The 10,668-nt window shown below is 70.4% G+C and carries 12 protein-coding genes and 1 tRNA gene; 6 read left to right on the top strand and 7 right to left on the bottom strand.

Annotated features, from left to right (window positions below):
• Nucleotides 1-227: 227 nt before the first annotated feature.
• Both ACWGST_RS16435 and ACWGST_RS16430 read right to left on the bottom strand, forming a co-directional pair.
• On the bottom strand, nt 228-1,673 hold the full coding sequence (locus ACWGST_RS16435) for a DUF222 domain-containing protein (protein ID WP_452047740.1): 1,446 nt from the start codon (nt 1,671-1,673) through the stop codon (nt 228-230).
• 150 nt (nt 1,674-1,823) lie between these two features.
• Nucleotides 1,824-2,315 (bottom strand): MarR family winged helix-turn-helix transcriptional regulator, encoded by a 492-nt coding sequence (locus ACWGST_RS16430; RefSeq protein WP_452047739.1) that lies wholly within the window; start codon nt 2,313-2,315, stop codon nt 1,824-1,826.
• A gap of 145 nt (nt 2,316-2,460) precedes the next feature.
• On the opposite strand from ACWGST_RS16430, the gene ACWGST_RS16425 reads away from it, so the two are divergent.
• From ACWGST_RS16425 to ACWGST_RS16405, 5 genes are all read left to right on the top strand, one after another.
• A tRNA-Gln gene (locus tag ACWGST_RS16425) sits at nt 2,461-2,532 on the top strand.
• Nucleotides 2,533-2,568: 36 nt separating this feature from the next.
• Nucleotides 2,569-4,014 (top strand): bifunctional UDP-N-acetylglucosamine diphosphorylase/glucosamine-1-phosphate N-acetyltransferase GlmU, encoded by a 1,446-nt coding sequence (gene glmU, locus ACWGST_RS16420; protein ID WP_452047738.1) that lies wholly within the window; start codon nt 2,569-2,571, stop codon nt 4,012-4,014.
• Nucleotides 4,015-4,052: 38 nt separating this feature from the next.
• Entirely contained in the window at nt 4,053-5,030 is a 978-nt protein-coding gene (locus ACWGST_RS16415) for a ribose-phosphate diphosphokinase (RefSeq protein WP_452047737.1), read from the top strand.
• Between the two features lie 11 nt (nt 5,031-5,041).
• Nucleotides 5,042-6,742, top strand: a complete 1,701-nt coding sequence (locus ACWGST_RS16410) for a long-chain-fatty-acid--CoA ligase (protein WP_452047736.1) — start codon at nt 5,042-5,044, stop codon at nt 6,740-6,742.
• Nucleotides 6,743-6,752: 10 nt separating this feature from the next.
• The gene (locus tag ACWGST_RS16405; RefSeq protein ID WP_452047735.1) at nt 6,753-7,289 is read left to right on the top strand and encodes a hypothetical protein; all 537 of its coding nucleotides are present in this window, start codon (nt 6,753-6,755) and stop codon (nt 7,287-7,289) included.
• A 48-nt stretch (nt 7,290-7,337) separates the two neighbouring features.
• Here ACWGST_RS16405 and ACWGST_RS16400 read toward each other — a convergent pair whose 3' ends face one another.
• The 5 genes from ACWGST_RS16400 to gndA form a co-directional block, all read right to left on the bottom strand.
• Nucleotides 7,338-7,691 (bottom strand): VOC family protein, encoded by a 354-nt coding sequence (locus tag ACWGST_RS16400; protein ID WP_452047734.1) that lies wholly within the window; start codon nt 7,689-7,691, stop codon nt 7,338-7,340.
• Between the two features lie 119 nt (nt 7,692-7,810).
• On the bottom strand, nt 7,811-8,179 hold the full coding sequence (locus tag ACWGST_RS16395) for a hypothetical protein (RefSeq protein ID WP_452047733.1): 369 nt from the start codon (nt 8,177-8,179) through the stop codon (nt 7,811-7,813).
• Nucleotides 8,176-8,514 carry a DUF202 domain-containing protein gene (locus ACWGST_RS16390; RefSeq protein WP_452047741.1) on the bottom strand — a complete coding sequence of 113 codons (339 nt, stop codon included), beginning with the start codon at nt 8,512-8,514 and terminating at the stop codon, nt 8,176-8,178. The genes ACWGST_RS16395 and ACWGST_RS16390 overlap by 4 nt, the downstream gene beginning before the upstream one ends.
• A gap of 5 nt (nt 8,515-8,519) precedes the next feature.
• On the bottom strand, nt 8,520-8,873 hold the full coding sequence (locus ACWGST_RS16385; protein WP_452047732.1) for a YidH family protein: 354 nt from the start codon (nt 8,871-8,873) through the stop codon (nt 8,520-8,522).
• A gap of 42 nt (nt 8,874-8,915) precedes the next feature.
• On the bottom strand, nt 8,916-10,376 hold the full coding sequence (gene gndA, locus ACWGST_RS16380; RefSeq protein WP_452047731.1) for an NADP-dependent phosphogluconate dehydrogenase: 1,461 nt from the start codon (nt 10,374-10,376) through the stop codon (nt 8,916-8,918).
• Nucleotides 10,377-10,497: 121 nt separating this feature from the next.
• Between gndA and ACWGST_RS16375 the strand changes: the two genes are divergently transcribed.
• Nucleotides 10,498-10,623: a hypothetical protein gene (locus ACWGST_RS16375; protein WP_452047730.1), complete on the top strand. Its 126-nt coding sequence runs from the start codon at nt 10,498-10,500 to the stop codon at nt 10,621-10,623.
• The last annotated feature ends 45 nt before the right edge of the window (nt 10,624-10,668 follow it).

Genomic DNA, 10,668 nt, shown 5'->3' with positions numbered 1-10,668 from the left:
CCGTTTGACCCCGGTCGAATTCGAGGTCATCATGAACACGCCAGCCGCACTGGCTGCGTGACTACAACCTGTCACCTATCCGTGCAGCAGACCCTATGGCTGTGTGATCGTGTGGCTGTGTGGCTGTGTGGCCGTGTGATCGCGTGGTGGCGTGACCGTGTGGTGGCGTGACCGTTTCAGGGTGCCGTTGCCGGATCACGCGACGGCGTTCGGTGTTCGCGATTCGATCAGAACGGCGGCAGCTCGGGCGGCACGCTCGACCGGCCGCCGTCGGGGCAACCCGGCGGCGATGCTCCGGAGAGGGGCGAGGGTGGGGAATCGAGGAGGGGCGCGGATCCGATCGCGCCGCCGGCGCCGCCGCCGATGTCGTGCTCGATCGCCATGATGCAGGCGGGATGAGTCGTGACCTTGCGCCCGGCCGGCGAGGTCCACTCGAGAACGCCGTCAGGCCGATGCTGCAACGACCACGACGTCTCGTGTTTGAGGTTGTGATGCCTGGCGCACAAGTGGGCGAGATTATCGCACGCGGTTCGGCCGTCGCAGTGCCAGTCGATGCCGTGGTCGAGCTCGCACCGCACTGCGCTGCGGTTGCAGCCGGGGAATCGACACGTCTCATCGCGCACGCGGAGCCAACGCCGCAGGTCGGCCGGGGGTCGATAGCTCGTGCGGTCGACATCGAGCACGGTGCCGGTGACGGGATGAGTGAGCAGACGTACGAACGACGGGGCGCGGGCGGCGAGGCGACGTGCCGTCTCGGGGTCGATCGGGCCGTACCCCTCGAGCATGGCGGGCGCTGACGACAGACCCATGAGTGTCAGTACCGGTACGGTGACGTGGACGCTCGGACGCACCCGCTCGCAGGCAGCGGCGAACACGGAATCGTCGGCGAGCGTGCCGTACAGCAGGAGATCGCGTGCGAGGTCGGCACGGAGCTGATCTGCGCTGCGCGCATCGTCGATGTCGACCGCGGCCCGATCGAGTCGGTCTCTGATGAGCAGCGCGTCGGACACGGGAAGGTACGCGTGCAACCAGGCCATGCCGTCGTGTGCCGGCTCGAGTTCGACCCTTCGCTCGGCCCGCGCGGCGAGGTGCCGCTCGGCGATCGTCGTCGCCTGGAGCTGCTCGCGAATCGACCGCGCCTTGCGGCGCAGAGTCGCCGCGGTCTGGTCGGCAGCGAGGGCGGTGAGCTCCCGATCGAGATCGTCGCGCAGTCGAGGGTCATCGTCGAGTCCGACGGTCGCTTCGACGATGACCCGGGCGTGCTGCAGGCTGATCTCACCGCAGCGTAGTGCTGAGAGAGTCACGGGAAGCTGCGTCGACAGCGCCCATGCGTCGTCGATCTGGCGTTGCATCGTGCGCTCGGGCATGCGAAGCGCCGTCGCCAGTTCGGCGGTGACGCTGCGGTGGGCCATCTCTCGTCGCCGCTCGGGCGAGAGCGTCGGGGCGACGAACGCCTGCTCCGCGTGAAGCGCGTACGTGACGGTCAGGAAGATCAGGTCGACCAACATCGCCGCGTGCATCGCCTCCACGCGCTGCGCGTGCACGGCCGCGGAGACGAGTTCGGACAGGCCGTTCTGGGCGATCGCGTACGGCGAGAGCTCACCCTCGTCGATCTGCACGTCGCGACGCACGGAAATACCGGCTGAGCTGGCATTCGAGGCGACGATCGTCATGATGCGATCCTACCAAAATTCGAACGTATGTTCGAGGAATTCGTCAGAAGGTCTCGCCGCGATCGCGCTCACTCACGGAGTCGAGCGCCAGAGGCATCCTGACCGCCCGAGTGCGCGACCGAAGAACGTGTGCGCCCGACGGAACGCTCGTCAGTCGAACCCGAGGCTGAGCTTGCGCAGCAGACCGGCCAGCCGCTTCTGCTCGGCGGCGGGCAGGCTGCCGAGCAACTCGGCCTCGGCGTCGACCAGGCGCGTGATCGCCGCGTCGACCCGGGTGAGCCCTGCGCCGCTCATCTCGACGAGGATGCCGCGGCCGTCGTTCGGGTCGGTCTGGCGCGTCACGAGCCCGCGCTCGACGAGCCGGTCGATGCGATTGGTCATGGTGCCGCTCGAGACGAGCGTCTGCTGCAGCAACTGCTTGGGCGAGAGCCGGTACGGCGCGCCGGCGCGCCGCAGGGCCGAGAGCACGTCGAACTCCGACGACTCCAGCTCCGACCGGGTGAAGGCCTGCCGCCTGGCCCGGTCGAGGTGCTTCGCCAGCCGCGCGACGCGCGAGAGCACCTGCAGTGGGGCGAAGTCGAGGTCGGGGCGCTCGCGCTCCCAGTCGTCGACGATCCGGTCGACCTCATCAGCATGGGTCATCCTGCCATTATCGCGCGCGGCGACTGCCGGCCGCTGCAGACCGGCGCGGCCACCGGTGGATGCCGCCGGGCTGCACCCCTTCGCACACGAAAGCAGCGCCGGCTCATGGCAGACTGGTTGTCGCGCACGGGCCGAGCCCGCGCGATCCGCCATAGTGTAACGGCAGCACGGCAGCCTTTGGAGCTGTTCGGTCCAGGTTCGAATCCTGGTGGCGGAGCCGTCGCACAGACTGCACCGATAGGAACTTGCGCGCATGACCGACCAGAACCTCGCCATCATCGTTCTCGCCGCCGGGCAGGGCACGCGCATGAAGTCGGCGCTGCCGAAGCTGCTGCACCCGCTCGCCGGCGCCCCGATCGTGGCGCACGTGCTCGCCACGGCGCGGGCGCTCGACGCCGTGCACATCGTCGCGGTCGTGCGGCACGAGCGCGACCTCGTGGCCGCGGTCGTCGAGCGCGAGCTGCCGGGCGCGATCATCGTCGACCAAGACGAGATCCCCGGCACGGGCCGCGCCGTCGAGCAGGCGCTCGCCGCCCTGCCCGCCGACTTCGACGGCGAGGTGCTCGTGCTGAACGGCGACGTGCCGCTGCTGAACGCCGACACGCTCGCCGCCTTCCTCGGGCAGCATCGCGCGGATGCCGCGGAGGCATCCGTGCTCTCTGCCGTCTACGACGACCCGACCGGCTACGGGCGCGTCGTGCGCGACGCGGCCGGTCTCTTCGACCGCATCGTCGAGCAGAAGGACGCGAGCGCCGAAGAGCGGGCCATCGACGAGATCAACGCGGGCATCTACGCCTTCGGCGCGGCCGCTCTGCGCGACCAGCTCGCGAACCTCACGACCGACAATGCACAGGGCGAGAAGTACCTCACCGACGTGATCGGCCTGCTGCGCGACGCCGGCTCCGAGGTCGAGGCCGTGCCGGTCTCCGAGCCGTGGCTCGTCGCGGGCATCAACGACCGTGCGCAGCTCTCCGAGACCGCGGCCCGACTGAACGCCCTCATCGTGCGCGGCTGGCAGCTGAACGGCGTCACGATCGAAGACCCCGCGACGACGTGGATCGACCTCGCCGTGCGCATCGAGCCCGACGTCACGATCCGCCCCGGCACGCAGCTGAAGGGCGCCACCGTCATCGCCACGGGTGCGGTCGTCGGCCCCGACACGACCCTCGTCGACTGCGAGATCGGCGAGAACGCCGAGGTCAAGCGCAGCGACGCCACCCTCGCGGTCGTCGGGGCGGGGGCCACCGTCGGGCCGTTCTCGTTCCTGCGGCCCGGCACCGTGCTGGGCGCCGACGGCAAGATCGGCGCGTTCGTCGAGACGAAGAACGCGAACATCGGCGAGGGCAGCAAGGTGCCGCACCTCAGCTACATCGGCGACACCACGATCGGCGAGCAGTCGAACGTCGGCGCCGGCTCGATCACCGCGAACTACGACGGCGTGAACAAACACCGCACCGAGATCGGCTCGCACGTGCGCACGGGCTCGCACGGCGTGTTCGTCGCGCCCGTTAGGATTGGTGACGGCGTCTACACGGGCGCCGGCACGGTCGTCCGCAAAGACGTGCCCGCCGGTGCACTCGCCGTGAACGTGGCGCCGCAACGCAATATCGAGGGATGGGTCCAGACGCATCGCGCGGGCACCGCGGCTGCCGAGGCAGCCGCTGCCGCCGGCGACGCGACAGGCCCCGCCGCCGACTGACGCACCGGCCGAGGCGGGTGGAGAGGACACACCGAGACATGTCGGGAATCGAGACCACCGGCTCGAAACGCCTCGTACTGGTGTCGGGGCGGGCGCACCCGTCGCTGGCCAACGAGATCGCAGCCGAACTCGGCGCAGACCTCGTGCCGACCGATGCGCGCACCTTCGCGAACGGCGAGATCTACGCACGCTACGACGAGAGCGTGCGCGGGTGCGACGCGTTCGTCATCCAGTCGCACACCGCGCCCATCAACGAGTGGCTCATGGAGCAGCTCATCATGATCGATGCGCTGAAGCGCGCCTCGGCCAAGCGCATCACGGTGGTCGCCCCGTTCTACCCCTATGCCCGGCAAGACAAGAAGGGCCGGGGCCGCGAACCCATTTCGGCCCGACTCGTCGCCGACCTCTTCAAGGCGGCGGGGGCCGACCGCATCATGTCGATCGACCTGCACGCCGCGCAGATCCAGGGATTCTTCGACGGTCCCGTCGACCACCTCTTCGCCATGCCCGTACTGCTCGAGGAGTTCAAGAACTCGCTCGACCCCGCGACGCTGACGGTCGTCTCGCCCGACATGGGCCGCGTGCGCGTCGCCGACATCTGGAGCGACAAGCTCGGTGTGCCGCTCGCCATCATCCACAAGCGCCGCGACCCGCTCGTGCCGAACCAGGTCTCGGTGCACGAGATCGTCGGACAGGTCGAGGGTCGCATCTGCCTGCTCGTCGACGACCTCATCGACACGGGCCGCACGATCGTGAAGGCCGCAGAGGCGCTCAAGGCGGCCGGCGCGACCGGCGTCGTCGTCGCCGCGACCCACGCGGTGTTCTCCGACCCGGCCACCGAGATCCTGCAGTCCGACTTCATCGACCGCGTCGTCGTCACCGACACTCTGCCGATCCCCGACGAGAAGCGATGGGATCGTCTGACGGTGCTGCCGATCGCACCGCTGCTCGCCCGGGCGATCCATGAGGTCTTCGAAGACGGCTCGGTCACGAGCCTGTTCGACGGCGCGGCATAGGAGGCCGGCTCATGGCGATCACGACGCCTCGCCCCTGGCTCACGAGCTACGCCGAGGGGGTGCCGACCGATCTCCCCACTGAGACGGGCTCGCTCGCCGACCTGATCCGCGCCTCGGTCGAGACCTACCCCGACAACGTCGCACTCGAGTTCTTCGGGCGCACGACGAGCTACGCCGAGCTCGGCGAGCAGATCGAGCGCGCGGCCGAGGGGCTGCGTCTGCTCGGTGTGCAGAAGGGCGACCCGGTCGCGCTCGTGCTGCCGAACTGCCCGCAGCACATCGTGGCGTTCTACGCGGTGCTGCGGCTCGGCGCGATCGTCGTCGAGCACAACCCGCTGTACACGCCGCGCGAGCTGCGCCACCAGTTCGAAGACCACGGCGCGCGCGTCGCCATCGCCTGGAACAACGTCGTCGAGACCATTCAGGCGTTCCCAGCGGATGTCGCGGTGCAGACGATCATCTCGGTCGACGTGACCCGGGCCATGCCCTTCACGATGCGTGCGATGCTGCGCCTGCCGATCGCCAAGGCCCGCGAGTCGCGTGCCGCCCTCACGACGAGCGTGCGCGGCACGACGCCGTGGCAGAAGATCGTCGGCGCCGAGCCGATCGACGAGCACATCATCGGGCCCGAGGTCTCCGATGTCGCCGTCATCCAGTACACGAGCGGCACGACGGGCAGCCCCAAGGGCGCCACACTCACCCACGGCAACCTCGGCGCCAACGCCGCCCAGGCGCGTTCGTGGGTGCCCGAGATCGAACGCGGCACCTCGGTCGTCTACGCGGTGCTGCCGATGTTCCACGCCTACGGGCTCACCCTCTGCCTCACCTTCGCGATGAGCATGGGCGCCCGGCTGGTGCTGTTCCCGAAGTTCGATCCCGATCTCGTGCTCAAGGTCGTGAAGAAGCACCCGCCGACGTTCCTGCCGGCGGTGCCGCCGATCTACGACCGGCTCACGAAGGCCGCGGTCGCCGCGGGGGTCTCGCTCGAGGGCATCCGCATCGCGATCTCGGGGGCGATGCCGCTCTCGGCCGAGGTCGTCGAGCCCTGGGAGGCGCTGACCGGCGGGTACCTCGTCGAGGGGTACGGCCTCTCGGAGTGCTCGCCCGTGCTCATGGCGAACCCCGTCGCGCCGAACCGCAAGGCCGGCACCGTCGGCCTGCCGCTGCCCTCGACCGAAGTGCGCGTCGTCGACCCCGAGTCGCCCGACACCGACGTCGCGGCGGGTGCAGAAGGCGAACTCATCGTGCGCGGCCCGCAGGTGTTCTCGGGCTACTGGAAGAAGCCCGAGGAGACCGAGGCGGTCTTCGTGCCCGCGACCGACGGCGGCGCCGACTGGTACCGCACGGGCGACATCGTCGCGATCGACGACGAGGGTTTCGTGCGCGTCGTCGACCGCATCAAAGAGCTCATCATCACGGGCGGCTTCAACGTCGCGCCGAGCGAGGTCGAAGAGGCGCTGCGCGCCCACCCCGACGTCGAGGAGGCCGCGGTCGTGGGCCTGCCCGACGAGCACTCGGGTGAGCAGGTCGTCGCCGTCGTCGTGCTGCGCGACGGCGCGACCCTCGATGAGGCGGCGCTGCGCGACTTCGCGCGCGACGGACTCACGCCCTACAAGGTGCCGAGGCGCATCGTGCAGGCCGACGAGCTGCCGAAGTCGCTCATCGGCAAGGTGCTGCGGCGCGAGGTGCGCAACGGCCTGTTGAACGGCTGACCGGGCTGCCGTGTCGTTCCTCTCCGTCCAGTCGGCCCGTGCGCTCGCCGAGCTCGTCGCGCTCGACGCGCTGCACGGTGGCGGTTCCGCAGATTCGACCGTCGGCGACGACGACACGGATGCTTCGCCCCTCGAGCGGCTCCGAGGCATCCGCTCGCTCGTCGCGGCCCTCGAAGCCGACCCGGCCTCGCTCGCCTCGGTGCGCGAGGCCCTCGCAGCCGGGCGCAACTGGGATGAGATCGCGGATGCCGCGGGCCTCAGCCCTTCGGCCGCGAAGTACCGGTGGGCGGGCGACGACGGCGAGATCGAGGCGCGGCACGAGGCGAGCCGCAAGCGGAAGCGCGACCGCCCGTCGAGCGTGCCGACCGACCTGCCCGGGCTCTCGGTCGCCGAGGCCGCGGCGAAGCTCGGCGTGACGCCGCAGGCGATCTACCAGCGGGTCACGCGCGGGTTGCTCGAGGCGCAGACGGTCGAGTTGCCCGACGGGCGTGCGTACAAGCGGGTGTTCCTGCCCGAGAGCGAGGCAGAGGCGGGCTCCGCCGGCTGAGGAGCGGGCGTATCGGGCCACCGGGAGAGCGTGCGTCGGCGCCGGGAGTCAGCCGACGGGTTCGAGGAATTCGAGCCGGTTGCCCGAGCAGTCTTCGCTGTAGAAGCGACGCATCCCCGGGAAGTCGTCGTCGAACCGCACCGGGTACCCGGCGTCGCGGAGCCGGCCCGCCCACTCGTCGAGCCCCGTCACGAGAAGCCCGGGGTGCGCCTTCGTCGCGGGGCGGAAGTCGGGGTCGACGCCGAGGTGCAGCTCGATGTCGTGCCCACGGAACCAGCAACCTCCTCGACCGGCGAGCACCGGGGGCTTCTCGAGTTCGGAGAAGCCGAGCACGCCGACGTAGAAGTCGCGAAGCGCGGCCTCCTGCCCAGGCGGGCAGGCGAGTTGGACGTGGTGCAGCATCAGGCCTCCGAAGTCTCTTGATGTCAAGATACCTCAGCGCGGTCGTCGTTCGACCGAGGCGCGGGCTCGGCGGGCGCCGGCGCGCCTCCTCAACCCACGAGGAGGAGGGGAGGAGCGGGTCAAGCGTGTCGCTCGTCGGGGTCGACGGGGCGAGGGGCGCCCGGCAGGAGCCCGAGCTCGGCGATGAGCGTCTCGCCTCCGGAGTCGTTCACGGCGAAGCACTGCCAGCCCGGCCCGCCATGGGCGAACAGCTCGAACGAGGCTCGTGCGCCCGCGGCATCCGTGTCGAATTGCACCGCGTAGACCGCGCACGCACGCTGCGCCGCCGACTGGGCCGTGCCGAAGATCGAGAGCACGACGGGGGCGAGCATCGCGCACAGCGCGACGAGCACCGTGATGCGGATGGCCCGTCGGCGCCGATCGCCGTAGACCGGGCCGCGGTCGCTCTCGTCGTCGTCGCCCAGCAGTTCGGGGTGCGGTTCGCTCATGCGCGGCCGTCCGCGAAGATCGAGGCGACGCCGCCGAGACTCGCCAGAAGTGTCGCCGCGGCGACCCCCACGAGCGCTCCGCGCGGGGGAGTGATGACGAGGCGGTGGCCGGTGAGCTGCCGCCGCCGTACGGTGCCGACGGCGACGGCAGCTCCGGATGCCGCGAACAGCACGGCCCCGACCATCACGAGCCCGGGCTCGCCGGCCACGAAACCCGCGCGCATCGCGAGCAGGGCGTTGACGGCGAGCGCGAGGGCGGTGCGACTCCACGAGAGCGCCGTGCGTTCGGGTTGGAGGCCCGGATCGCCCGTGGCGGGAACGCGGTGCGCGGCCATGTCGGTCACGCCACCAGCAGCAGCACCACGAGCACGGCGCTCGTCAGCAGGCATACCGCGGCGAGCCCCGGCAGCACCCAGCTGAGCGGCAGCGGGCGGCCGCGTCGGATCGCGATCTCGTTGGCGCGCCAGCGGGTGTACGACATGACGCTGAGCACCGCGGCGACGACCCCGAGCCCCGTCGAGAGCACCGTGACGACGAATCGGGGATCGAGCTCGGTCGCGAACTGGTGCAGCAGCACGCCGCCCGCGAGGAGGGCGAGCGCCGTGCGGATCCACGCGAGGAAGGTGCGCTCGTTGGCCAGCGTGAACCGGTAGTCGGGTTCTTCGCCCTCGTCACGCCACTTCGGTTCGCGCATCGTCGCCCGCTTGCTCGGTACCGCCCGTCGGTCTCAGTCGTCTCAGTGCGAGGAGGGCGTGGTCTCGATCTCGGTGCGGTCGCCCGACCAGAGGGTGTGGAAGACGCCCGGCTTGTCGACGCGCTGATACGTGTGCGCTCCGAAGAAGTCGCGCTGACCCTGCACGAGCGCGGCCGGCAGGCGCGGGGCGCGCAGACCGTCGTAGTACGCGAGGGACGAGCTGAACGCCGGCGCGGGGATGCCCGACTGCGCGGCCGCCACGACCACGCGCCGCCACGCCTCCTGGGCGCCGGTCACGGCGTCGCGGAAGTACGGGGCGACGACGAGGGCGACGAGTTCGGGGTTCTCGGCGTAGGCCTCGGCGATGCGGTTCAGGAATCGGGCGCGGATGATGCAGCCGGCACGCCAGATGCGGGCGATGTCGCCCTTCTTGACGTCCCAGCCGTACTGCGCGGCTCCCGCGATGATCTCGTCGAAGCCCTGCGAGTAGGCGATGATCTTCGAGGCGTAGAGCGCCTGGCGCACGTCTTCGATGAACGCCGCCGAGTCGGCGACGGCGAAGGCGCCCGACGGGCCGGGCAGTTCGGCGGCGGCGGCACGCTGGCCGCGCTGCGACGAGAGGCTGCGCGCGAAGACGGCCTCGGCGATGCCCGAGACGGGTACGCCCAGGTCGAGTGCGTTCTGCACCGTCCAGGCGCCGGTGCCCTTGGCGCCGGCCGAATCGAGGATGACGTCGACGAGGGGCGCGCCGGTCGCGGCATCCGTCTGTCGCAGCACCTCTGCCGTGATCTCGATGAGATAGCTCTCGAGCTCGCCCGTGTTCCACTCGGCGAAGATGTCGGCGATCTCGGCGGGCGACTTGCCGGTGCCCTGGCGGATGAGGTCGTACGCTTCGGCGATGAGCTGCATGTCGGCGTACTCGATGCCGTTGTGCACCATCTTGACGAAGTGGCCGGCGCCGTCGGTGCCGACGTGCGTCACGCACGGCGCGCCGTCTTCGGGAGCACGGGCCGCGATCGACGCGAGGATCGGGCCGAGCGTCTCGTACGACTCGGCGGTGCCGCCGGGCATGATCGACGGGCCGTTGAGCGCGCCCTCTTCGCCGCCCGAGATGCCGGTGCCGACGAAGTGGATGCCGGTGGGCGCGATCTCGCCCTCGCGGCGGATCGTGTCGTGGAAGTTCGCGTTGCCGCCGTCGACGATGATGTCGCCCGGCTCGAAGCGGGCGACGAGTTCGGAGATGACCGCGTCGGTGCCCTTGCCCGCTTGCACCATGATGATCGCCGTGCGGGGCTTGGCGAGCGAGGCGACGAAGTCGTCGTAGCTCTCGGAGGCGACGAACCCGGCCTCGGGGTGCTCGCTCGTCAGCGTGTGCGTGCGCTCGGGCGAGCGGTTGAACACCGCGACGGTGTTGCCCTCGCGGCTCGCGAGGTTTCGGGCGAGGTTCGACCCCATGACCGCGAGGCCGACGACGCCGATGTTTGCTGAAGGGGTGACAGGCACGGAGATCTCCTCGACACAGGGATTGGGTTCGTCTTCCAGCGTAGTGTGAGCTGTGCTCACGGTTGCGCGCTGTTGCGGTGAGGGCGGCGGCAGACGCCCGGGGCGCTGCCGGTCACCAGTCGTGGACCGTTCCGTCGGGCGCATCTGGCCCTTCTTCGCTGCGCTCTGCGTGGGCCTGTTCATCGTGGCGTTCGTTCCGGCGCTCTCGACGTGGCTGCCGACCGCTCTCGGGCTGATGGCACCCTGATCCGCTGACCGAGCGGTTGACGGATGCCGCGCCCGGCCCGGGCGC

It is taken from the genome of Agromyces sp. NPDC055520, from assembly GCF_053619715.1.
The sequence above is the reverse complement of the archived record's forward strand: the minus strand, read 5'-3'. Positions and strand labels throughout refer to the sequence as shown.